Below are 26248 nucleotides of genomic sequence, written 5' to 3' on the forward strand. Positions count from 1 at the left end.
AAGAAGAGGGAAGAAGGAATAAATATTGAATAAAAAAAGGGAAACTGGAAGTTATATTTCAACTACGACTGTATCTTCCACCTGATTCCAAATAATTTCTTTTCTACCTTCTGTACTACTTTAAATCGGAGCCATTCAATGCTATGGCTGAAAAGCTGCACACATATAATAATAGTCAGGTGTCATCCAAATTTTTGTCAAGGCATTTTTTTGCATCATAACAATATCTTCCTGACTATATTTTCGAGAAATTTCTGTTTGTATTCGTGTTCCTTTCCGAAGTAGTTTTAACTTCTGGTTCTTAGGTGTATACGAAATTGTGCAATCTTCAGTAAGCTCCATCCAACGTACTAATGCTTTCTGGCTATGGTCAAATTCTGAACAACGCTTCAACTTATCTAATGGAATATCTATCTCAAGATACTTATTGATCATTTTTATCATGTGCCAGTCAATCTTCTCCATTGCTTCACTATTGTAAGCATCTTCAATAACCTCAACCGATTTATGTTCAGAAGGTGCACTATCGAATATAACTACAAGCCTAGAATTCTCTATACTAGAGAATATATCCATAAATTTGCTGATAAATGCTAAACTCTCTGATTCTGAGAAGTTGCCAATAGTAGATCCAAGTAAAAATACAGTGATATTAGTATCTCTGAAACGATTGTAAAAATCACTTTTCATACAAATTTCCCAAGAATCAGTGTAAGAGATGACAGGTAATCCGGGAAATTCTGTCTCAACGTTTTTATGACAGAGATCGATTGCAGATTGTGCCGTATCAATAGGAACATAATAAACACCTTGAAACCTTTCTAGCGCTTCTTTCAAAAAAGGAAGTGTCTTTTTCCCCGAACCGGAACCCAAATCGATGATCGTGTGCTTACATGAGTAGTCACCAAAATCCATAATCGATCTGTAATGTAGATCGATCAACTCTTGCTCTTTTCTAGCTAAGTAATATTTTTCGTCCGACAATATAATCTCTAACAGCTCACTTCCAGTTTCATAATATTTTAACTTGGGTGATGGTATCCAAAGATTCTCTACCCCATCTGCTAGCTGTTGGCGTAAATTTTCAGCTTCTATATATTCCATTATTAGTTATTCCGAAAGATTAGTTATTCCGAAAGATTTGATTATTTGGTTCTTTCCACGTAAGCATTCAGCTATCAGCAATTACTAATAAATAATTACTTCTAAGGTTTTGTCTAAGGACTTTGGCAGTAACTTTTTATTCTTTTTCAATTTCAAAGGTTACTTTTACGCAGACCCAAAATTACAGCACTTTTGAGGAAGCGTGATTATAGAATCTTGTTATATAGTATATGTTGATAATTCTATAATTACTTCAATATTTAATCTCCCCCACTCCCCTACTCCCTACTCCCTAATCCCTACTCCCTACAGCGGTTTTCATTTGGGTAGACCACAGTAGGGTGGTTCCCATGGTTAGTCCCTACAAGGTTTTGTTTGTGAAGATGTGGTTCATCAATGTGAAAAGCGCTGTAAAGTCCTAAAATTTACCTACTTTAAAACACCCAGTTCATCTCTCCACTGCTTCACGGACTCAAAGGAAATGTTATTGGTAGCAAAAGACGCATTCAATGCAAAAATGATGAAGTCAGCAACTTCATCAATGGTCATGGACTCATTGTTATGCATATCTGCAATTGCTTGTTCCCATTGACTGGTAAAAGAGGTGTTAATCGAACCAGGATTAATTAGGGTAAAAACGATGTTATGACGAGAGTATTCGTTGCGTAATGCCTGACAAACCTTTTCTATAGCTCCTTTGGCCATGGTGTAAACGCTCAATCTTGGTAAAGTCCTTTCCGCAGATCTAGAAGATCAAAACACTATCTGTCCAAGTTTTTCGTGAGGTTGAACAGGTTTATTCTGTCGCATCTTAGGAAGTAAAGTCCGCATCCAAAAAATAGGCGATCGTGCATTAGTGTCAAAAATTGTAGAGATATCTTCAAAAGACATCTCCTCAAACTCTTTGTATACATGACTGCCACCTGCACTATTCACGAATACATCTATCTGATTACCAGTATTTATATATAGAGGAGATCAGGGATTCTGCTTGTGAGTAGTCATTCAAGTCCATGGAGTGAATATTGACTTCCGTAGAACTGCTGTTCAACTCACTTTTCAGTGCATCAAGCTTACCCGAACTATTGCGAGCAACTAAGGTAAGTGTTTTGCAAATTCCAGCACACTTTATAGCTAAACTTCTACCAATGCCATCAGAAGCTCCAGTTATTTAGTAAACTTCTTGTTGGTCAACAAAAATAAAATTAAAAATAATTTAAAAATATAATATATTTATTAAAAAGTCAAGCGTTTAATAATAAATTCTTTCTGCCTTTTTGCTTTCTTCTTCAAACAAATAAATTTTCAGGATTTCCACCAATAAAGTGTATAATCGATGGTGCTAATGCCAAATAGTGGCCATAATATTAATCCCATGCTCCCTCAATTTCAAATAGATACAACTTTTGACCTATCTACCTATCTAGCAAAGCAAAAAGCTCTGGTTGAAAAAGCTCTGGACAATTCTATCACCGTAGTCTATCCAGAGAAAATTTATGAGGCGATGCGCTATTCCCTATTAGCAGGTGGTAAGCGGTTACGTCCAATTCTTTGCTTGGCTAGTTGTGAATTATCAGGTGGAAATATAGAAATGGCAATGCCTACTGCCTGTGCATTAGAGATGATCCATACTATGTCATTGATCCACGATGACTTACCCGCAATGGATAACGACGACTATCGCCGAGGTAAATTAACAAATCATAAAGTTTATGGTGAGGATATTGCTATCCTCGCAGGGGATGGTCTGTTAAGTTACGCTTTTGAGTTTGTAGCTACTCAAACTAAGAATGTCCTACCACAGCAAGTGCTACAAGTAATAGCTCGTCTCGGAAAAGCTGTGGGAGCAGCAGGGTTAGTCGGAGGCCAAGTCGTAGATTTAGCTTCAGAGGGACTTTCAGAGGTATCTGAAGAAACACTGCATTTTATCCATACTCACAAAACAGGTGCTCTTCTAGAAGCTTGCGTAGTATGTGGAGCTATGCTTGCCAACGCTTCCCAAGCTAATCTACAAAGACTTTCCCGTTATGCTCAAAATATTGGCCTAGCTTTTCAAATAGTTGATGATATTCTTGATATTACTGCCACGACAGAGGAGCTAGGGAAAACCGCCAGAAAGGATATTGAAGCTCAAAAAGCTACCTATCCTGCTATTTGGGGATTAGAAGAATCTAGGTTTCAAGCTCAAAAACTAATTAAGAATGCCAAGACAGAGTTAGAAGTTTTTGGAGAAAAGGCCATGCCATTAATAGCCTTAGCAGATTTTATTGTTAGTCGCAGTAACTAGGAGTACAATATGCAGAATATTGGCGAAATCATGGATAACCATGTTCTATGGGTTGCTCTCCTAGCTTGTGCAATAGCCCAAGTTGTCAAGGTAGTGGTGGAGTTAGTTCAAAATGGTAAGATTAATTTACAGGCTTTAGTCACAGCAGGAGGAATGCCCAGTTCTCATTCTGCATTTGTAGCTGCACTGGCAGTAGGAGTGGGTCAAGCAAAAGGTTGGGGGAGCCCAGAATTTGCACTGGCTTTAGTTTTTGCCATCATAGTAATGTATGATGCAGCCGGAGTTCGTCAAGCGGCCGGACTACAAGCACGAATTCTCAATCAAATTATAGATGAATTTTTCCAAGAAGACCACCATCTCAGTCAAGACCGCCTCAAAGAGTTATTAGGCCATACTCCCGTACAGGTAATAGCAGGTTTTGTTTTAGGAGTAGCTGTATCTTGGATTGCTAGTTTTAATTTTAGTTATTGATTGATTTAATTCTAGGACTAATTAATGTTACTCGACTACTATCCACAACAAAAGCTAAAAATCCGCGATCGCTTAAGTTGAACAAACTATTTGTAGCAGATCTCCTATTCTTAGTATATGTAACCAATAAGAAAGGTTTTTGTCCATAGGCAACTAAACCTACATTACGCCCTAAACTTCTTTCTAACTGTAGAGCAATTTCTGGTTGATTATTATAATCTACTAAAACGGCATAACCCGTACCCAGAGGTTGAGGATTAAATCCTATTTCTGGAGGCGCTGGTAATGGAGTATCTGATGGAGTTGTTTCTTCACTAGGTCTAACTACATAAGCAGATAACCCTACAATGTCCTGAATATAACGCGCCCAATCACTAGCCACATCTTGATCATCAAAACCTCGGATACTACTAACAGTCTGGTCTATGTAGCGACAGACTTCGATGATAATATCTGGTGGTAAACTCCTCCTAACTATATCTTGAGCTGCTGATGTCTCTGTAATTATTACCAGTAAGTATTCGTCACTAGCAGGGGGTTGACAAGTTTCTACACCAAGAGCATAGTTAGTATCAATTGTCAAGGATGAAAAAAACAAAAAAACTGAGGCCATCAAAGCTTTCAGCCCCCCCAAGCAGAATTTATTGAGTTGCAGTCGAGTATGATTCATGGCCAAAAACAAAATAGGAAATAGGAAGTAGTAGGGACGTTACATACAACATCCGTAGAGAGGAGGGAGAATTTTGATAGATTATATAGCACAGGAAAAGGCTTCTCGGGACTTATGCTGATGATGAACTTTAGCCAGGGAAATGTTTTTCTAACTGTGGCCTAATACAGAAGATATTGGGATAACTCTATATAGCAGTTTTCAACTTGTAGATAAAATACAGCGATCAAAACATTCTCCTACTGCCTAACCTCAAAGAATTTTGTAGTCTACTTAAATGAATTGCGCTGTAATTTCCACCTCAAGGCAATAGATATTGAAATCCCCATCCAATTGATTCTGATATAGAATCCGATTATATAGTATATGTTAAGAATTCTATAATTAGGGCTTGCTGATTAATTTTCAAACCATTGACAACTAAAGGTTTTAGCCTTCTTTGATTCCCAAGGGGTGCGCTTGTTTCAGTCTAAAACCCTCATGCATGTTAGCATAAAAGGCAAACTAAGGGCAGAAAAATTGAGGGACAAAACTTAGCTCCTAACTCCTCGCTCATTCCCCATTCCTCCTGACTCCTGAGGACTGACTCCTAACCCATACCAAAATACTTATTCAGCAAACCCTAATTACCGAATAATTAAGGTTTAAAGCCTCTCCTTATAAAAGAGAAAAAGCGGTCGTTTGCTTTTGCTTCGCAAAACTGGCGTAACGCAACGCTGACGCGAAACGCGACAGCGGAACGGAGTTCTCTCTTCGGAGCTTCCCGTAGGGTGGGATGGCAAGGTCTCCTCGCCATATCCAATCTACTAAGAGAAGAAAAAATTTTCACGCTCCGCGTTAATCCTCTTCTTTTCAAGGAGAGGTAATAATTAATTATTAATAATTAATTATTAATTGTTGAATCCCCTACTCCCTACTTCTACCTACTGACTCTCTCTTCAAGAATCTTTCACAGAAGCATCCTCAAGAGAAGCTAAAGGTTCTGGGATAGAATCTGAAGGTGCTTGAAATTCACCTGTAATTACAGACTCTAAACGTAACTTTAACCAAGTAATAAATTTAGGGTTAGTAGAAATAATTGCTGCAGCAGGTTGAGGACATTTAGTCTTAATCTTCGCCATTTCTTGAGCTTCTAAAAAAGCAGGTTGAGGAACCAACCAAAAATCAATTTCTTTTTCTTTTTCGTGATAATCTCTGGTGCGTTCTCTAAAAACTTCTTCCAGGGGTTCTTCCTCTAGTAAAAATTTTTTACTAGCTAAAACATAATAATAGGTTTGCATTTCAATCAATAAACAAAAATTAGTAATTACCGAATAATTAATAATTAAATAATTAAACAATTCAGCTTTATTAGCCTCCCCTTTCAAGGGGGAAAAAATAAATTTTTTCCTTATTGGTCAATCTCCTGACTTTTAAGGAGAGGTAATTATCCATTATCCATTAATGGCTTGTTTCATCTCGCGGACAGCTCGCTCCATACCCACAAGTACCGCCCTAGAAATAATAGTATGACCAATATTGAGTTCTTCCATACCTTCTAGACAAGCAACTGGATAAGCATTCCAGTAAGTAAGGCCATGTCCAGCATTAACTCGAAGTCCAGCAGCGATCGCCATTTTGCAGCCATCTGCCAAAATCGTCAATTCTTGATGGCGAGTGGCCTCATCAGTCGCTTCTGCATAACATCCTGTGTGAAGTTCAATAAACTTAGCCTGAATTTCTGCGGAAGCTTCAATCTGGGCTTTTTCTGCATCAATAAACATACTGACAGGAATATCCGCTCCTTGCAACTGAGCTACTACTTCTCTCATACGAGGGATATTACTAGCAACATCCAAACCACCTTCAGTCGTTACTTCTTCCCGACGTTCTGGTACAAGAGTAATATAATCAGGCTTAATATCCAGAGCGATCGCCACCATTTCTGTAGTAGGTGCCATTTCTAGATTTAAATGAGTCCGCACCGTTTGTCGCAGAATATGGACATCTCTTTCCTGAATATGACGACGGTCTTCCCGCAGATGAACAGTAATACCATCAGCTCCAGACAGTTCAGCTAAAACTGCTGCTGCTACTGGATCTGGTTCTACAGTTTGTCGCGCTTGTCTAATTGTGGCAACGTGGTCAATGTTGACACCTAGAGTGGGCAATTTTTGATTCTCCCGGTAGTGTTAATTAATTTGCCTTATTAGTTTAGTTGGAAATGTTAACTTGAGCAACTATTTCTGAGGAATCTTACTGTCCAGGCACTTAAAATTTTTACCTAAATAACACGGGAGCATGAAAGCGATCGTTTTTTAAGCGATGGATCAAAGGCGAGGAGTCGGATTTTAATCCGATGTATTTTATTTGACCCAAAAGCCACGTTGAAGACCTCCGTGTTTAAACTGGGGGGATGAAAATAAGGGAGTCGTTTGGACTAGACAACTTTAGTTGCCCTCTGTTACTATGATCGACAATAACTTTTCGGTCCGCCCGTTTCAAATGTACTGTTGTCAGCAAGTTTTAGTAGGTAAAATTTCTCAATTAATTGCTATCTTAACATTCTTATGTGAACAGTCTCACAAGCTAACTAACATGGGAATATATTATGCCAGGCAACTATATTTTAAATATCACAAAACTCTCGGCAAGTTTGAGTTGGAAAAGGTCTACAAAAAGAACTATCATTACAAAGTTTTATATTCGCTCTTCAGCACAACAAATATTGAGAACTGTAGCTGAATCATTTAGGTCTTATTATAGTCTTATTATTGCCTACAGAGAAGGTAAAATCACAAACAGACCAAGGATTCCTAACTACAGAAAAAAAGGGGGGGATGGCTACAGTTAGTTACCCTTTTCAAGCATTAAAACTTAAAGGTAATCAAATTAGAGTACCACGCTTGTAATACCTGTAAGCGCTGGTTTGGTCTAGATTGCTTTTATATTACTATGTCTAGTAATCTCTAATTTTTATCTATTAAAGAACTGAGAATATTACCAATAAATAGGTGCTTTTATTGGTTATGGTGTCTATAAAAAAGAAGAAGTAGTTAAGCCTCTATTAAACCAAGACAATGTATTAGGAATTGACCATGGTGTAAATAATTGGTTTACCTGTGTATCTAATGTGGGTACAAGCGCGGGTTGTAGATGGTAAACACCCACCCCTTTAGTTCCCCTCCCGGGAGGGGATAGGGGTGGGTTGGTACAACAAACAGATATCAACCATTAAAGAAAATCAACCGACTGGATTTTGGTCAAATAGGCTAGCTGCAATTACAGAAAAGCGTAACCGCCAAATTCGATTTGGGTATTAATAAAGCAGCCAGAATAGTCATTAATCATTGCGCACAAAAATCAGCTCGGTACAATTGTTTTTGGTTGGAATAAAGGTCAGAAAAATCAAATCAAATTAGGAAAAAAAAGTCATTCAGAATTTGTACCAATTCCTACAGCTAGACTCAAAGAAAGAATAGCTCAGTTGTGTGATGAATATGGAATAATATTGATAGAAAATGAGGAAAGTTATACTTGTAGGGGTGAATGCCATTCGCCCCTTCATTTTTAGATGGTGACAATCTACCTAATTATGGTGAGAAACTCGGTGCTGGTGCTCGGAACCTGAGTCCAAGCAAGGAAGCACCGACCCTACGGGCCAATGATTGGAAACCGTCAGTAAAAAGAATAAAGCGATGCAGCGCCGCCAAAGGGGGTTTCATGAGCGACTGCATCAAGACAGCGTGGTTTGTATAGAAGTGCTAATAATTGCTTGATTAATGCAGACTGTAATGGGGCTGCAAATATCATCACAAAAGTAAGCACAAAGCTAAGGTTAAACTTAAGCAGACTGTGTAGGGGGACAATTTCATTGTACCCAGAGAGTGTATTTCAGCTAAGAATAGACGAAGCAACATGGATTTATCGGTGTTGCGTAGTATCAACTTAGAATCCCCGTGACTGACCTCCGGGGAGTAGTCAATGTAATACTAAATCCGGTGCGCGAAGGGAGATTATTGTGAAGGTAAAGCAGCTATGCTGAGGACAGAAGGCAGAAGGGTGAGAATGATTTGGACAAATTAGCTTTTCATAACCGGATTTGGTATAAGATCAAAGTTTTAATGTTATGGGATATTACTTTTGACTTTTGACTTTTTGAAAAGTTTTGAGCTGATAAAATCTGACTTTTGACTTTTAACTTTTAACTTTTGACTTTAGTTATACATTGGAGCAGTAGCATGGAAATATCACAAAATTGTCTAAACTTAGTCAAAAAATGGGAAGGACTTTTTCTGGATGCTTATCTAGACCCAGTAGGAATACCAACCATTGGGTATGGAACCATTCGTTATCCCAACGGCAAAAAAGTTCAACTAGGAGAAAGAATTACAGAAAGGAATGCAGAATTCTATTTAAAGCATGAATGCGACAAAGCAGCAGAAGTAGTTTCGAGGCTGGTGAAAGTTCCTCTGAATCAAAATCAGTTTGATGCTCTTGTATCATTCTGTTATAACGTTGGAACTGGTGCTTTTGAAAGGAGTACCATGTTAAGAAAACTCAACCAAGGAGACTATCAAGGAGCAGCAAATGAATTTCCACGCTGGGTAAACGGAGTAGTAAATGGTGTTAAGAAACCACTGCCAGGATTAGTATCCCGTCGTGCTGAGGAAAAAAAACTATTCAACACTGCTAGCAATCAAGGAAAACCCTTGCTTAAAGAAGAATCATTGCAAGATCGAGTAACTTGGCTAGAAGGATATAGAGATGAAAATAAAAAAACTGTAGTTGTAGCTTGGCAGGGAAGTGAAGTAGGAGAAATATTAACTTTAGAAAAATTTGACAAAGAGTATTTAGCTAATGTTTTTCCTCTATACAAAAATGCCAGATATTTTGTAATTGCTCCTGCGAATAAACCAATTCCAGCAGGGGAAAGAATCTCAATTTTTGGCATCTCTGATATATTCAAGAAAGGTCAAGCTCCTACCCTAAATCGTGTTTTGGTGCGGGGTACTCAAGGGGAAGATGTGAGAATTTTACAGGTTAGATTGAAAGATTTAGGGTACTATTCCGGAAAAATTGATGCTTTTTTTGGTAGTAAGACTGAATTAGCAGTTATAGACTTTAAACGAGATTATTTTGTCAATACTAATCCTGACAGTACAGTAAACTTAACAACCTGGCAACAATTGTGGGGAGAAAAACCTGCTCCAGTTCCTCCTACACCCCCTCCTGCAACTACAGGCAAAAATTATTTGCTGCTAACAAAAACAAATCGTCAAGATGTCTATGGATGTTACGTGCTGAACTTAGACTATTTTAAAAATGGGAAACTGGAGGATAGATTAGAAGTATGTTGTGGCGCTCCCGGAAGACAATATTTCCGTACTGCAGCTCAAAGTCGGGCAATGACTGGAGAACCACTGCCAGAGGGAAGATGGTACGTTAACGATATTATCTGGGCTGATGGGAGAGATAATTATTACGGTAATATTTTTCAGAGTGGTATCGGTCCTGTAACTGTTCCGTTAGACTATTTAGAACCTGGTACTACAGAAAGAAGCGCGATCGAAATTCATATTGACTGGAATCGCAATTATGGCTCCCCTGGCACTGTAGGTTGTATCGCTCCCTACAATATAGATGACTATAAAAAGTTTATTACTTGGCTCAGGGACACAGACCCTCGCGATCTCTATGTTGACTGGAAACTCGGAACTTGTCCTAAACCTTAGATTAAATAAGCGATCGGTATTTTCCGTACTGGAATGCGGAGCAAACAGCATTTCTGTACCGGAATGGGGAGCTAAAAGCTTTCAGCATGTTAAAAGGAGTAGGAGAGTAGGGGAGATTGAAGTAATTAGGGTTTGCTGAAAAAGTCTTATGGGTGAAGGTAAGAGTCAGGAGTCAACCCACCCCTAACCCCTCCCCTCCTGGGAGGGGAAGTCAGGAGTCAGGAGAAATGGGAATTATAGAACCCATTTGAGATGTATATAATTATGGTAGTCAAGTCTTTTCGCGCATCAATTTTGACCGAAAATCATCTGAAGGAGTGTTTTTTGTATTATTTCTCCCCAAATCTTCCCTCTTACCTTTCCCTCCTGGGAGGGGCCCGCGGGTGGGTTGTCTCCTGTCTCCAGTATAGCTGTCTCCTCGCTAAAAAAACGTGCGTATTTATGAAGATACGATCGGGGGTTCTATAGAACCCAAATGGGTTCTATGCGATCGCCAACCTCTTAAGCATCAATCGGATAAAACACAGATTAATCTTAGCTGTAGCGTTTTTAAGAGTCCTTTTCCTGCGGAATGCTGCGCAAACAAAGTTTTTGGTCAAGCTTTTACACCTTTCCATCCAGGAGTTGCTTCTTTCTATGACCCACCTTGCTTTGACAGGAACAAATCCGGTTTGTCCTTGCTGTTTTTTCTCCAGCTTTGATGGTTTTGGTGATAGTTTAAACCGAATCTTGGTCATAATTGCTGGATAAATTTTCTCTAACTCTTGTGTTATTTTTTCTGTATGATATCCATTGTCAAGTAAAATAGTAATTTTGGGGATGTTAACAGGTTTAGACTTGAAGTAATGGGACTTAAACAAAATAGAGCCAGAAAATAGGCTCAAATATAGACGGGCAAAGGCTTTTACGTCAAAAAGGTATAAATCCTGAATTACCAAGGGTTCTAGGCATTTTTAGAGCATCGACGTAATTCCCTTGTCTAGAGTGGCTTTGACGCATTTTTTCGACCAGAAAATGTTTAAGTACCAGTAATCAATGTTATCTGACAACATTTCTATTAATCCCTGATCGTCAGATACATTGGCTTTACTGCCATAAGTAAAAAAAGCGCACCGCCCGCTCTGAGGTTTCCTCAGAGTAAGGACGGAGCAAGAAGGAAAACCGAGACTATCTACTGCTAAATGTCGCTTAATTCCGTTCGTGGATTTGTAAAAACAAAATCATGATTGACTTGATACTAGCATTACAGGTATTTTTTACAGATAAGTGAATCAATGATAATTAAACTTGTCCCGGAGCGCTTTTTTTTTACCTGTTGACGTACTTGAGAATGTAATACATCTCTAATCTTCAAGGGTTATCCCTGATGCTCGCCACTGCTTGTAATGCCAAAATACTGTTGAATAAGGAGGTAAGTATGCAGGGTAAGTCACACCAGTTACAACCATTCTTGAGTTGATACAAGATACCATCTAAGATTTCTCTCTTGCTCCATTTTTCTGGCCTAGTTTTCTTCTTCTTAGGTAGTAGTGGCTCGATAATAACCCATTCTTTGTCTGTTAAACTGCTTGAAGGCTGGCATTTTCTCATGCTAGTTGGCGTTGGCGGAGCCTAGCGGCAGCTATATCGCTCATTAGTATAACCTTATTCCTAAAAGATCCACTCAGGGGTTCTATAGAACAAAGTTTTTGGGGATTTTTGAAGTTATAAAGCGACAAGTCTAATGAATACAATATTACCGAATATTTAATAATTAATTATTATTAATTATTAAATAATTCGCACCTTGAAGCCTCCCCTTTTAAGGGGAAAAAAAGTGCTAGGATATTTCCTTATATTCAATTCCGTAATGGTTTGAACCAGAGGTAATTATCAATTAATGAAAAGTGTCATGCCACCATAGTGGCCGATCGCTCCACTGTCAAGCCAACCCTAATTGTTTTTAACATTCTTTTCCAGATAAAGCTATAAGTTGTTGCCTGCCATAGATTCTACTCCAAGATATTGGGAGAACCATTTTGGCGATCGCTGTAGGCTGGGTCTTGGGAAAAAAAGATAGCGACATCATCCCCTTGAACAAGTTACCATTATCGGCTAAGATGGATATTTTAATGATTTCAAGGAGTTCATTTGTTAACAATAAATCAACGGTAAAAAGGAGTTAAGATCGCAGAGTAACGGAGTTTAATTTTACAGTTTTTACTAAAGAATAAATATGGCTTATAGAATAAACCGTCGCGCCTATGCTGAAACTTATGGACCAACGATAGGCGATCGCGTCCGTTTAGCTGACACAGAATTATTTATAGAAGTCGAGCAAGACTACACCAGCTATGGTGATGAAGTAAAATTTGGTGGAGGCAAAGTCATCCGCGATGGTATGGGACAATCTCCCATTGCTAATGCTGATGGCGCAGTGGATCTAGTCATTACCAACGCTCTAATTCTCGACTGGTGGGGTATTGTCAAAGCAGACATCGGCATCAAAGATGGTAAAATTTGCAAAATTGGCAAAGCAGGCAACCCCTACATCCAAGATAATGTAGATATTATCATCGGTCCGGGAACTGAAGCTTTAGCGGGGGAAGGTATGATTTTAACAGCAGGAGGTATTGATACCCATATTCATTTTATTTGTCCTCAACAAATCGAAACAGCGATCGCTTCTGGTATAACAACCATGTTAGGGGGAGGAACAGGTCCTGCCACAGGTACTAATGCGACTACCTGTACTCCCGGTCCTTGGAATATTTACCGAATGTTAGAAGCTGCTGAAGCTTTTCCGGTAAATCTGGGTTTCATGGGTAAAGGTAACAGCAGTCAACCCCAAGCTCTAGTCGAACAAGTATTAGCAGGGGCGATGGGATTGAAATTACATGAAGACTGGGGAACTACTCCGGCGGCGATCGATATCTGCTTAAATGTTGCGGACGAATACGATGTGCAAGTTGCTATCCACACTGATACTCTCAATGAAGCGGGGTTTGTAGAAACCACCATAGAAGCTTTTAAAAACCGAACAATTCATACCTATCATACTGAAGGTGCGGGGGGCGGTCACGCTCCAGATATTATCAAAGTCTGCGGTCAAGCAAATGTGTTACCTTCTTCTACTAACCCTACTCGTCCTTATACTCTCAATACTTTGGAAGAACATTTGGATATGTTGATGGTGTGTCATCATCTAGACCGAAATATTCCAGAGGATGTGGCTTTTGCAGAATCTCGCATTCGCCGAGAAACTATTGCTGCTGAAGATATACTGCACGATCTGGGAGCGTTTAGTATGATTGCTTCTGATTCTCAGGCCATGGGGCGTGTGGGAGAGGTGATTATTAGGACTTGGCAAACAGCTCACAAAATGAAGATTCAGCGCGGACCTTTGAGTGGAGAGTCTGGGGAAAATGATAATTTGCGTGCTCAACGTTATGTGGCAAAATACACAATTAATCCGGCGATCGCTCATGGTATTGCTGAGTATGTGGGTTCGGTGGAAGTGGGAAAATTGGCAGATTTATGTTTGTGGCGACCTGCAATGTTTGGAGTGAAACCAGAAATTGTGATTAAAGGAGGAGCTATTGCTTATGCTCAGATGGGAGATGCGAATGCAAGTATTCCGACTCCACAACCAGTGGTTATGCAGCCAATGTTTGGTAGTTTTGGGGGAGCGGTCGCTGCTACTTCTTTAACTTTTGTTTCTCAAGCTGCCCTGGAAAGTGGTATTGATGCTCGACTACAGTTGAAAAAGTCAGCAGTGGCAGTGGCAAATACTCGGCAAATTAGCAAACAAGATATGAAGTTAAATGATGCTTTACCAGAAATAGAAGTTGACCCGGAAACTTATGAGGTTAGAGCTGATGGGGAGTTGTTAACTTGTGAACCTGCAACAGTTTTACCGATGGCACAGCGATATTTTCTGTTTTAGGAGGTTAGATCAAAGGAGATGGGGAGATGGGGAGATGGGGAAATATTTGGTAATGGTTGAAGATGGAACATTTTTTTTATGTGGTCTGTGGAAGCAACTGCAATGATGTTATCTAAGTCGTAGCTAGATGGGTAAGATGCAGATACATCATTGTTGTTGTTGCTGTTACCTGCTGCTGCAATAAATAAAGAATCTGTTGCACATGCTGCTGCGATCGCATCATACAATCCTTGAGAAAAGCCTCCCCCTCCCCAACTGTTGTTGGTTAGGTCTGCTCCCATCATCGTTGCGTATTCGATCGCTAAAATTGCGTTGAAGAGCGAACCATAACCACTATCGTCTAGGAACTTGAGCGCCATTAAGTCAGCGTCCCAATTCACCCCTACTACTCCTTGTCCATTGTCACCATTTGCTGCAATGGTTCCGGCCACGTGAGTACCGTGAGAATCACCATCAAATGGATCGCTATCACCGTAGGCAAAGTCATAACCATAAACATCGTCTACATAACCGTTGCCGTCGTCATCGATGCCGTTATCTGCGATTTCGCCAGGGTTAGTCCTATACTGTGGTGGAAGGAAGGCAGAGGGCAGCGGGAGCTGGAGGCAGAAGGGTTTCTTTCAATTGAAATTTAATTCTACACACAAACGATGCTACCGGACATGATATAAGTTTTTTAAATTTAATCAGCAAACCCTAAGTAGGGCTTGCTGATTAAATATCAAAGAATTGACAGAAAAAGACTAATATCATGTCCGGTTGAATAGTTATAAATAATGAGAGAGGAGTCAGGAGTCAGGAGGACCGAGTCAGGAGGGAAAAAGAGGGAAGAACAGGAGAAAGTTTTTTCATCACTAATTATCCGGACATGATATAAAGTCTTTATCTGGTCGAAAAAAGTGCCTGGTTTTCGGTGCCCAGAGCTACAAAAAATGAGCATTTTGCGCAGATAATATCATGTCCGGTAGCATCGGAGCGTGTATAAAATTAAGGTGACACTCTTGAGAAAACCTCCTGCCTCCTGCCTCCTGCCTCCTGCCTTCCTTCCACCAAAGTCTAATTATTCAACCGGACATGATATAACGACAGAAAAATCAAGGGACAAAACATCCAATTACCTCCTATATTACAGCGCTTTTCAGATTGATAAACCACATCGTCATAACGAAAACCTTGTAAGGGCGTTAGCGGAGCTTTGCGTTAGCAAATGCCATTCGCCCCTACTGTGGTCTACTGAAATGAAAACCGCTGTAATTCCCATTTCTCCTGACTCGGTCCTCCTGACTCGGTTCTCCTATCTCCTCCCCTTACCAAAAGACTTTTTCAGCAAACCCTAAGTAGCCCCCTAGAAATCATAGAGGACTACAGGTCATTATTAGCCAAGGTTAGAAGAGAATACCATCTCCACTACCAAGACTAACAAGGGTTTCATCCACACTCAGGAGTTCATCCTCCTCGATATTTTGGGAGGAACCAATCTCACCATCATCATTTAGGTCTACATTGAACTCTGATTCTAAAGGTAAAAGGTCGTTGCCAGATTGCCAACCAGAATTGCCATTGATTAGACCTTGGTCATTAGTGCTCCAGACATAGGCTTCACCCTCTCGGTTATTTTCGCCGTCGAGGAGGAAGCGGTAATCACCCTCCTCATCGACCTCAACGGCAACACCATCCCAGTTAGCATTGGTAATGTCTGTGTAGGTTGTGCCTCGATTGTTTTGAAGTTGTAACTGTTCTTCTGTGTCATTGTTGACGATCCAATAAGTGCCGTCCTCGTCTTTGGCGAAAGCTGCTGTACCGTCGTCTTCAATGATAGTTAGAGGAGGTTCAACTTCTGATTGAACTTCTAGAGAGAAATTGCCGAAGTTAATATCTTCTACGTTTTCGCCACTGCCTACCTCTACGGTGTGGTAAAGATTAGTTTCTGAAGCTGTTACTGTTACATCATCAATGTACCAGCCTTCAAAGTTATTAAATGCTCTGTCTTCAGTAGCAAACTCGAAACTGACCTGAATTTCTTGACCTGCATAGGGACTGAGGTCAAATGTTGCATTAGTCCAGTCTGCAGCAGGGTCTTCTAATTCCACAGCATTGGAAGCAATGGGAATAAATTCACCACCATCTGCCGAAACCATTACTGTAGCTACATCATAGTCAGGGGCTAAACCTTCAGTCTCCAAGAAGTAGTTAAAGGAAAGTTGGGCACTGTCTAATCCATTTAAGTCAATAATTGGAGAGATTATTCGGCCTGCGGTATCTCCGGCATCATAATTGCCATCTTCTTCGATACCATAGTACATACTGTCTACACCACTGTGACCGGGTTCATTTCCACGTCGGGTTGATAAATGCCACAAGCCGTCATCTGGTGATCCAGTATTTTCAACAGTAAAGCCATCCAAATCTGGATTATCATCATCATCACTGAAGTCTGCCTCAAAGATTATTTCAGCCTGAGAAGGATAAGTTTGTTCCCATTCATCTTGGAGTTCTTCAGCTACAATATAAGTTCCGGTGTCTACATCGAAGCTATAGTAGCCTTCTTCATCAGTGACAGTGGAAATTTCTCCATCGTCGAGTTCGCCGTTTTCGTTGTCGTCGATGAATATAGTCCAACCTTCTAATCCCTCTTCATTATCGTCCCATTCGCCGTTACCATTGGCGTCATTCCACTTGTAACCAGAGATGGAACCAGGGGAAAGTTGCTGGTTACCAAAGTCAATATCTTCAACGTCTTCGCCATTACCGACCTCTACAGTATGGTAAGGATCGCCTGCTATAGTTTGTACCACAACATCATCAACTAACCAACCTTCAAATTCGTTAGCTATTCCATCATTAGTCTCAAAATCAAAGCTAATTTCGATTTGTTGACCGACATAGGAACTGAGGTCTAATGTTGCATTCGTCCAGCCTGTAGTTGGGTCTTGTAATTGCACAGGATTAGATCCAATAGGAACAAAAGCACCGCCATTTTCCGAAACCAATACTGTGGCTGCATCATAGATAGGGGCGCCACCTTCCGTCTCTAGGAAGTAGTTAAAGGAAAGTTCTGCACTATCTAATCCAGTTAAATCAATCACTGGAGAAATTATTCGACCAGCAGTATCTCCGGCATCATAGTTACCTGTTTCTTCAAGTCCATAGTACATACTGTCTATGCTACTGTGACCAGGTTCATCTCCACGCCGAGTAGATAGATGCCACAAGCCTTCATCTGGTGCCCCAGTATTGTCAACAGTAAAGCCATCTAAATCTGGATTGCCCTGATCGTCACTGAAATCAGCTTCAAAGACTATTTCGGCTCCACTTCCTGGATAGGTTTGTTCCCATCCATTTTCAATGACTTCTGCAACTTTGTAAGTTTCAGGGTCTAACTCCTCGAAGGTATAGAAACCATCTTCATCGGTGACAGTGGAGATTTCGCCATCATCGAGTTCCCCGTTTCCGTTCTCGTCGATGTATATAGTCCAGCCTTCTAGCCCATCTTCATCATCGTCCCAGATACCATCACCATCCACATCATTCCACTTGTAACCAGATATGGAACCAGGGAGAATTTCTCGGTTACCAAAGTTGACATCAGTAACATTTTCACCCCAGTCTAATTCTACGCGATGAGTTCCGGGAACTCCTACTTCAGATATGGCATTGAATGCATTCAAACGAGCCCCTGTGACAGTGATACCATCCAGTGCCGGAATTGGGTCAGCACTCTCTAGAATGATTTCTTTGACCTCTTCATGGCTCAAATCAGGGTTTTCTGCCAACAGTAAAGCTGCCACTCCTGAGACATGAGGAGTTGCCATGGAAGTACCATCGAATGAGGCGTAACCTCCTCCTGGTATAGTGCTGTAAATGTCCGAACCAGGGGCACCTAAATCTACCGATGTAGCTCCGATGCTAGAGAACACCGAGAGATTATCATTGTGGTCTGTGGAAGCAACTGCAATGATGTTGTCTAAGTCGTAGCTAGCGGGATAAGAGGGAAAGATATCGTTGTCGTTTCCATAGTCGTTACCTGCTGCTGCCACAAATAAAGAATCTGCTGCACCTGCTGCTGCGATCGCATCATACAATCCTTGAGAAAAGCCTCCACCTCCCCAACTGTTGTTGGTTAGGTCTGCTCCCATCATCGTTGCATATTCTACCGCCAAAATTGCGTTGAAGGTCGAACCAGAGCCAAAGTCATCTAGGAATTTGAGTGCCATCAAGTCAGCATCCCAATTAACCCCTACTACTCCTAGTGAGTTATTACCCTCTGCTGCAATGGTGCCGGAGACATGAGTTCCGTGAGAATCACCATCGAATGGGTCGTTGTCACCGTAGGCAAAATCGTAACCATTAACATCATCTACATAACCGTTGTTGTCATCGTCGATACCATTGCCGGCAATTTCACCAGGATTGACCCAGATATTATTGGCCAGGTCTGGATGAGTGTAGTCGATACCACTGTCGATGACTCCCACAACTACATTGTTATTACCTGTTTGAATATCCCACGCTTCTGGTGCATCAATATCGGCGTCGGGGGTGCCTCCAGTTTGCCCGGTGTTGTGCAGTCCCCACAATTGGTCAAAACTGGGGTCGTTGGGAAATGTCGCATTGTTACTAACGATGAAGTTGGGTTCGATGAAGTCCAGTAAGGGGTTATTCCTGTTCCTGGCAATGACATCTTCCACATTCCCTTCAATAGACCACAGTTCTAAGCCACTAAGAGCCACTGTTTTTGTTGTATTGATTGTAGTCGCCCCTAGGCTGGCTTTGAGGCTATTGAGAGAGCTAACATCAGCATCTTCACTGGCCTTGACAATCACTTGTCCTGACTCAAAGGCTGCTTCCAAGGGAATTTCTGAGTCTCGGTTTGACTCAGTACGGTCGTTCTCGGACTCAATTGCAGATGGTTCAGATGCTGCATCTTTAGTATCGTTACTAACAGATACTTTCCGAGTGTTGGTTTCAGAGCTGCTTAAAGATGATTGAGACCGAGCTGCAGTTTCTCCTTCTTCTGGCACTATTGAATCTGGATAGGTTTGCTCCCATCCTGGTTCGATGACTTCTCCAATGGTGTAACTTCCAGCGTCAAGTTCGTCGAACTCATAGTAACCTTCTTCATCGGTGACAGTAGAGAGTTCTCCTTCATCTAGTTCACCATTTTCGTTCTCATCTATGTATATAGTCCAGCCTTCTAGTCCTGATTCATTATCGTCCCAAACACCATCGCCATCAATGTCGTCCCACTTGTAACCGGAAATTAAACCAGGTTCTTGGTTGAGGTTGCGGTTACCGAAGTTAATATCTTCAACGTTTTCGCCCCCTTCTAACTCGACAGTGTGGTAGGGATTATCCTCTGAAGTCCTCACGATCACATCATCAACTAACCAACCTTCAAATTCGTTGACTGCTCCATCTCCAGTCTCAAAGTCAAAGCTGATTTCTATTTCTTGACCTGCATAGGAACTGAGGTCAAATGTGGCATTAGTCCAACCTGTAGTCGGGTCTTCCAATTCCACAGCATTAGATGCAATGGGAACAAAACCACCGCCATTTTCTGAAATCAGCACTGTGGCTATGTCATAGGTAGGGGCACCAAGTTCGGTTTCTAGGAAGTAGTTAAAGGAAAGTTCTGCACTATTTAATCCAGTTAAATCAATTACTGGAGAAATAATTCGACCAGCAGTATCTCCGGCCTCATAGTTACCTGTTTCTTCAAGTCCATAATACATACTATCTTCAGCACTGTGACCAGGTTCATTGCCACGTCGAGTGGATAAATGCCACAAGCCTTCATCTGGTGCTCCAGTATTATCAACAGTAAAGCCGTCTAAATCTGGATTACCTTGATCATCACTAAAGTCTGCCTCAAATACTATTCCTGCTCCACTTCCTGGATAGGTTTGCTCCCATCCATCTTCAATTACTTCAGCAATAGTGTAATTTCCAGCGTCAAGACCATCGAACTCATAGTAACCTTCTTCATCGGTGACAGTGGAGATTTCTCCTTCATCAAGTTCACCGTTGCCGTTGTCATCGATGTATATAGTCCACCCTTCTAGTCCTGATTCATTATCGTCCCAAACACCATCGCCATCAAGGTCGTTCCACTTGTAACCAGATATGGAACCTAATTCTTCAAGATTGCGGTTACCAAAGTTAATCTCTTCTATGTTTTCACCACTACTGAGTGAGACGATGTGAGGCTGAGGCTCTTCTGATGCTAGGTCGATCTTAACTGCTAAACCTGACTCAGCATAACCGTCGTTATAGGATATTTCAAGACCTTCAGAGCCATCTGCATTTTCAATACCAATAGTGTTACTGTCTAAAACACCATTGAGGGTTTCGTATTGGTAGATAATGCTGCCATCAGGCTTGAGAATTGCCTCAAAGGTATAGTCTCCCGATCCATCGATGTGAGGAATGTTCTGATATTGGACAATAAATTGCTCATCATCCGCATCATAGTAGTAATAAACCTCACCACCATCAGGAGGAAATAAGTCATCCCAGAAAGGAGCAATTAAGTCGTTCGGTTGATTAAGATTAGGAATCGGCTCGTTAATATATTCGTCGGGTTCTAACCCAAAGGTCAGATAGCCATTGGAGGAAATCTTGATTGTTGACTTGTCTTCACCGTAGAACGGAAAATCAAAGGGTAGAGCCACCTCTGCATAATCGTCATCAGAGAAACCAAGTGGAGTTCCTACATCAGAAATATCAATCCAGTCGAACTCGGTTTCCATCCACTGGTATTCGCCAGGAGCAAGGGGATATGTCTGCTCCCATCCTGATTGGAGTTCTTCCGCAATGGTATATGTTCCGGCATCAAGACCATCGAATTCATAGTAACCATTATCATTAGTGACAGTGGAGATTTCATCTTCGTCGAGTTCCCCGTTTCCGTTCTCGTCGATGAATATTGTCCACCCTTCTAATACTGGTTCATCATCGTCCCACTCGCCATCACCATCAAGGTCGTGCCACTTGTAACCAGATATGGAACCAGGGAGAATTTCCCGGTTACCGAAGTTGATATCAGTAACATTTTCACCAGAATCCAATTCTACAGTATGAGTTCCGGGGACTCCTACTTCAGATAGAGCATTGAACGCATTCAAACGAGCGCCTGTGACAGTAATACCATCCAGTGCCGGAATTGGGTCAGCACTCTCTAGAATGATTTCTTTGACCTCTTCGTAGCTCAAGTCTGGGTTTTCTGCCAACACTAAAGCTGCCACTCCTGACACATGGGGAGCTGCCATGGAAGTACCACTCTTGTAACCGTAACCACCTCCGGGTATAGTGCTGTAAATTTCAGAAGTACCATTGCTGTCACCACCAGGCGCACCTAAATCTACTGATGTAGCTCCGTAGTTAGAGAACCAGGATAAATCATCGTTGTGGTCTGTAGCAGCAACTGCAATGATATTGTCTAAGTCGTAAGTAGCTGGATAAAATGGGTTGAAATCGTTGTTGCTGCTGTTATTACCTGCTGCTGCCACAAATAGAGAATCTGCTGTACCTGCTGCTGAGATCGCATCATACAATCCTTGAGAAAAGCCTCCACCTCCCCAACTGTTATTAGTTAGGTTGGCTCCCATTATTGTTGCATATTCTACTGACAATATGGCGTCGAATGTACCTGCAAAACTGCCATCATCGCTGAAAATCTTGAGCGCCATCAAATCAGTGTTCCAATTCACCCCTACTACTCCTGTTCCATTGTCACCATCTGCTCCAATAGTTCCAGCAACGTGAGTCCCATGAGAATGACCGTCTAAGGGGTCGCCATCGTCATTAAAAAAGTCATAACCATGAACATCGTCTACATAGCCGTTGTCGTCGTCATCGATGCCGTTATCTGGAATTTCACCAGGATTAGTCCACATATTGCCAACTAAGTCTGGGTGAGTGTAGTCAATTCCTGTATCAATCACTCCCACCACTACATTGTTACTGCCTGTTTGAAGATCCCAAGCTTCTGGCGCGTCAATATCTGCATCAAAGGTTCCTCCAGTTTGTCCGGTGTTGTCTAGTCCCCACAATTGCTCGAAACTGGGGTCATTGGGAACTGTGGCATCAAGAGTAATAATGTAGTTGGGTTCTACGTATTCTAGTAGAGGGTTGTCTATATTACGACTAATGAAATCTTCTACATTCCCTGGAATAGACCACAGTTCTAAGCCACGAAAATCCTCTGTTTTTGTTGCCTTGATTGTGGTTGCTCCTAGGCTGGCTTTGAGACTATTGAGAGAGCTAGCATCAGCATCTTCACTGGCCTTGACAATCACTTGTCCTGACTCAAAAGCTGCTTCCAAGGGGATTCCTGAGTCTCGGTTTTCCGGAGTACGGTCGTTCTCGGACTCAATTGCAGATGCAGCATCTGAAGCATCTTTATCGTTACTAACAGAGACGTTCCGAGTGTTGGTTTCAGAGCTGCTCAAAGATGATTGAGACCGAGCTGCAGTTTCTCCTTCTTCTGGCACTATTGAATCTGGATAGGTTTGCTCCCATCCTGGTTCGATCACTTCACCAATGGTGTAACTTCCTGCGTCAAGCTCGTCGAACTCATAATAACCTTCTTCATCGGTGACAGTAGAGATTTCTCCTTCATCTAGTTCACCGTTTTCGTTCTCGTCGATGTATATAGTCCAGCCTTCTAATCCCTCTTCATTATCGTCCCAAACACCATCGCCATCAATGTCGTCCCACTTATAACCAGAAATTGAACCATTTTGGTTGAGGTTGCGGTTACCGAAGTTAATATCTTCTACGTTTTCGCCCTCTTCTAACTCGACAGTGTGGTAGGAATTTTCCTCTGAAGTACTCACTATTACATCATCAACTAACCAACCTTCATATTGGTTGATTCCTGCATCATTAGTCTCAAAGTCAAAGCTGATTTCTATTTCTTGGCCTGCATAGGAACTGAGGTCAAATGTTGCATTGGTCCAGCCTGTTGTGGGGTCTTCTAATTCTACTGCATTGGACGCAATACGAATAAATTCACCACCATCTGCCGAAACTAATACTGTGGCTACATCATAGGTGGGGGCTAAACCTTCAGTTTCTAGGAAGTAGTTAAAGGAAAGTTCTGCACTACCTAATCCAGTTAAATCAATTACTGGAGAAATAATTCGACCAGCAGTATTTCCGGCATCATAGTTGCCAGTATCTTCGACTCCATAATACATACTATCTTCGGCACTGTGACCAGGTTCATTGCCACGTCGAGTGGATAGATGCCACAAGCCTTCATCTGGTGCCCCAGTATTGTCAACAGTAAAGCCGTCTAAATCTGGATTACCTTCATCATCACTAAAGTCAGCTTCAAAGACTATTCCTGCTCCAATTCCTGGATAGGTTTGCTCCCATCCATCTTCAATTACTTCAGCAATGGTATAAGTTCCGGCATCAAGACCATCGAACTCATAATAACCATCTTCATCGGTGACAGTGGAGGTTTCGCCATCATCGAATTCCCCGTTTCCGTTGTCATCAATGTATATAGTCCACCCTTCTAATACTGGTTCATCATCGTCCCACTCGCCATCTCCATCAAGGTCGTGCCACTTGTAACCAGATATGGAACCATCTTGGTCAAGTTGCCGGTTACCAAAGTTGATGTCGATAACATTTTCACCAGAATCCAATTCTACAGTATGAGTTCCTGGAAGTTCTACTAATGGAGAGAGGGCGTTGAACGCATTCAAGCGAGCGCCTGTAACGGTGATGCCATTAAGTGCGGGAATTGGGTCAGCGCTATCAAGAATGATTTCTTTGATCTCTTCGTGGCTCAAGTCGGGATTTTCGGCCAACACTAAAGCTGCCGCTCCTGAGACATGAGGAGCTGCCATGGAAGTACCGCTCTTGTAACCGTAACCTCCTGGTACAGTGCTATATATACTTGAACCAGGGGCACCTAAATCTACAGACGAGGCTCCGTAGTTAGAGAAAAAGGAGAGATTATCATTGTGGTCTGTAGAAGCAACTGTGATGATGTTATCTAAGTCGTAAGTAGCTGGATAAAATGGATTAAGATCGTTGTTACTGCTGTTATTACCTGCTGCAGCAATAAACGGAGAATTTGCTGCAGCGATCGCATTATACAAACCCTGAGAAAAGCCTCCGCCTCCCCAACTATTGTTAGTGAGATCAGCTCCCATGAGCGTCGCATATTCTACCGCCAAAATTGCATTGAAGATTGAACCGGTGTTATTGGCGTTCAGAAACTTGAGTGCCATCAATTGAGCATCCCAATTGACCCCTACTACCCCTATTCCATTATCTCCCTCTGCTGCGATAGTACCCGCAACGTGAGTGCCGTGAGAATTATCGTCGAAGGGATCGCCATCGTTGTTCACAAAGTCATAACCATGAACATCATCTATATAACCGTTGTTGTCATCATCGATGCCATTGCCTGCTATTTCCCCTGTATTGACCCACATATTGTCATCCAGGTCTGGGTGATTGTGGTCAATGCCACTATCGATCACTCCTACAACTACATCATTGTCCCCTGTTTGAATATCCCAAGCTTCTGGTGCATCAATATCTGCATCGGGAGTACCACCAGTTTGTCCAGTGTTGTGCAGTCCCCACAATTCGTCAACACTGGGGTCGTTGGGGAAAGTAGCATCACCACTAACAACGAAGTTAGGTTCGATGAAGTCAATTCGAGGGTCGTCTTCGTAGCGACTAATGGTATCTTGCACATCCCCATCAATAGACAACAATTCCATGTTCAGGGTTTGGGTTGCTTTAATTGTGGTAGCTCCTAACTCTGCCTTGAGAGCTTCAAGAGCACTAGCTTCAGTACCCTCGGCTATCTGAACAATTACCTGATTTTCCACAAAGGCAGTTTCTGAGTCTCGGTTTTCCTGAGTACGGTCGTTATCGGACTCACTCTCAGATGCTTCAGACCCATCTGCTGCTACATTTTCTGGATCGCTACGACCAGAAATTTCTGAAGTAGTGTTAATACCAGACTCACTGGCAGATGCTTCAGACCCATCTGCTGCCACATTTTCTTCTCTATCACTACGACCAGATACTTCTCGACTATTTGCTTGAGAGCTGCTCAAAGATGAACTCGACCGAACTAAAGCTGCCTCTTCTTCTGAGGAAGAACCTGTATTACCAGTATCAATAGTAATATTGTCAAACTGATGGTATGGAGATTCCTGTTCCCACTCTACAGCTACGACTTCGTTAAAGTCATTGTTGAATACGAAAGTTTCCGGGTCAAAAGCATTACCGTCTAAGGTAAAGGTCTGACTTACTGTACCACCGCCTTCAAGTTCTCCAACAAAAGTTACATCAGCCACATTAGGACCATTTAGTTCTGTCAGGTCAATGGAAACCAGGTCGAATGGTTGATTATCTATAGCACTCAAACGGGTGACGCCATTACCAGTATTGTTGAACAGTGCCGTAGACCCAGAAAAACGTGACTCAAGAGTCCCAAAGGTGGCAAACGGAAACGGTTGGCTCAGATTATCAAGAACAAAACCGTCTTCTTCATAGTTAAACCCATGGTCTTGTGTATTTGCATCCTCATGTTTGAGGGATTCAAAGTCTATTATAACTGTTTCCCCTGGCAAAGGAACAACAGTATCAACAGTAATATTGTCAAACTGATGGAATGGAGATTCCTGTTCCCACTCTACAGCTACAACTTCGTTAAAGTCATTGTTGAATACGAAAGTTTCAGGGTCGAAAGCATTGCCGTCTAAGGTAAAGGTCTGACTTACTGTACCTCCGCCTTCGAGTTCTCCAACAAAAGTTACATCAGCCACATTAGGACCATTTAGTTCTGTCAGGTCAATGGAAACCAGGTCGAATGGTTGATTATCTATAGCACTCAAACGGGTGACGCCATTACCAGTATTGTTGAACAGTGCCGTAGACCCAGAAAAACGTGACTCAAGAGTCCCAAAGGTGGCAAACGGAAACGGTTGGCTCAGATTATCAAGAACAAAACCGTCTTCTTCATAGTTAAACCCATGGTCTTGTGTATTTGCATCCTCATGTTTGAGGGATTCAAAGTCTATTATAACTGTTTCCCC

Annotated in this window: 13 protein-coding genes and 1 pseudogene; 4 read left to right on the plus strand and 10 right to left on the minus strand. The window is 41.6% G+C overall.

The window, feature by feature from the left end; all coding sequences use genetic code 11:
- Positions 1-141: 141 nt before the first annotated feature.
- The 3 genes and pseudogenes from F6K15_RS08540 to F6K15_RS38200 all read right to left on the minus strand — a co-directional run bounded on the left by F6K15_RS08540 (position 142) and on the right by F6K15_RS38200 (position 2275).
- Positions 142-1104 carry an L-histidine N(alpha)-methyltransferase gene (locus F6K15_RS08540; RefSeq protein ID WP_293059751.1) on the minus strand — a complete coding sequence of 321 codons (963 nt, stop codon included), beginning with the start codon at positions 1102-1104 and terminating at the stop codon, positions 142-144.
- Positions 1105-1533: 429 nt separating this feature from the next.
- Positions 1534-2070, minus strand: a pseudogene (locus F6K15_RS08545) (SDR family oxidoreductase).
- Entirely contained in the window at positions 2057-2275 is a 219-nt protein-coding gene (locus tag F6K15_RS38200) for an SDR family NAD(P)-dependent oxidoreductase (protein WP_363267586.1), read from the minus strand. The pseudogene F6K15_RS08545 and the gene F6K15_RS38200 overlap by 14 nt, the downstream one beginning before the upstream one ends.
- A gap of 174 nt (positions 2276-2449) precedes the next feature.
- Here F6K15_RS38200 and crtE point away from each other — a divergent pair, with 174 nt between their 5' ends.
- Both crtE and F6K15_RS08555 read left to right on the plus strand, forming a co-directional pair.
- Positions 2450-3391, plus strand: coding sequence for a geranylgeranyl diphosphate synthase CrtE (gene crtE, locus F6K15_RS08550; protein WP_293060167.1), 942 nt, complete (start codon positions 2450-2452; stop codon positions 3389-3391).
- A gap of 9 nt (positions 3392-3400) precedes the next feature.
- A complete protein-coding gene (locus tag F6K15_RS08555; protein ID WP_293059755.1) occupies positions 3401-3862 on the plus strand; it encodes a divergent PAP2 family protein in 462 nt (153 codons plus the stop codon).
- Here the strand turns inward: F6K15_RS08555 and F6K15_RS08560 are convergent.
- The 3 genes from F6K15_RS08560 to F6K15_RS08570 all read right to left on the minus strand — a co-directional run bounded on the left by F6K15_RS08560 (position 3852) and on the right by F6K15_RS08570 (position 6682).
- On the minus strand, positions 3852-4475 hold the full coding sequence (locus F6K15_RS08560) for a hypothetical protein (protein WP_293059758.1): 624 nt from the start codon (positions 4473-4475) through the stop codon (positions 3852-3854). The two genes, F6K15_RS08555 and F6K15_RS08560, sit on opposite strands and share 11 nt — an antisense overlap.
- A 995-nt stretch (positions 4476-5470) precedes the next feature.
- Positions 5471-5812, minus strand: a complete 342-nt coding sequence (locus tag F6K15_RS08565; RefSeq protein WP_293060170.1) for an MgPME-cyclase complex family protein — start codon at positions 5810-5812, stop codon at positions 5471-5473.
- Between the two features lie 153 nt (positions 5813-5965).
- Positions 5966-6682 (minus strand): pyridoxine 5'-phosphate synthase, encoded by a 717-nt coding sequence (locus tag F6K15_RS08570; RefSeq protein ID WP_293059760.1) that lies wholly within the window; start codon positions 6680-6682, stop codon positions 5966-5968.
- Positions 6683-8752: 2070 nt separating this feature from the next.
- Between F6K15_RS08570 and F6K15_RS08575 the strand changes: the two genes are divergently transcribed.
- Entirely contained in the window at positions 8753-10246 is a 1494-nt protein-coding gene (locus tag F6K15_RS08575) for a glycoside hydrolase family protein (RefSeq protein WP_293059763.1), read from the plus strand.
- 482 nt (positions 10247-10728) lie between these two features.
- Here F6K15_RS08575 and F6K15_RS08580 read toward each other — a convergent pair whose 3' ends face one another.
- The gene (locus F6K15_RS08580) at positions 10729-11106 is read right to left on the minus strand and encodes a transposase (protein ID WP_293059766.1); all 378 of its coding nucleotides are present in this window, start codon (positions 11104-11106) and stop codon (positions 10729-10731) included.
- Positions 11107-11596: 490 nt separating this feature from the next.
- Positions 11597-11836, minus strand: coding sequence for a transposase (locus F6K15_RS08585; RefSeq protein ID WP_293059769.1), 240 nt, complete (start codon positions 11834-11836; stop codon positions 11597-11599).
- A gap of 625 nt (positions 11837-12461) precedes the next feature.
- On the opposite strand from F6K15_RS08585, the gene ureC reads away from it, so the two are divergent.
- Positions 12462-14171 carry an urease subunit alpha gene (gene ureC, locus F6K15_RS08590; RefSeq protein WP_293059772.1) on the plus strand — a complete coding sequence of 570 codons (1710 nt, stop codon included), beginning with the start codon at positions 12462-12464 and terminating at the stop codon, positions 14169-14171.
- Here the strand turns inward: ureC and F6K15_RS08595 are convergent.
- Together F6K15_RS08595 and F6K15_RS08600 are read right to left on the minus strand one after the other, a co-directional pair.
- Positions 14168-14764 carry a S8 family serine peptidase gene (locus tag F6K15_RS08595; RefSeq protein WP_363267589.1) on the minus strand — a complete coding sequence of 199 codons (597 nt, stop codon included), beginning with the start codon at positions 14762-14764 and terminating at the stop codon, positions 14168-14170. The genes ureC and F6K15_RS08595 overlap by 4 nt on opposite strands.
- A gap of 792 nt (positions 14765-15556) precedes the next feature.
- Positions 15557-26047 carry a S8 family serine peptidase gene (locus tag F6K15_RS08600; RefSeq protein WP_293059775.1) on the minus strand — a complete coding sequence of 3497 codons (10491 nt, stop codon included), beginning with the start codon at positions 26045-26047 and terminating at the stop codon, positions 15557-15559.
- Positions 26048-26248: the final 201 nt, after the last annotated feature.

Origin of the sequence: Okeania sp. SIO2B3 (assembly GCF_010672525.1) — a bacterium.
GTDB lineage: Bacteria > Cyanobacteriota > Cyanobacteriia > Cyanobacteriales > Microcoleaceae > Okeania.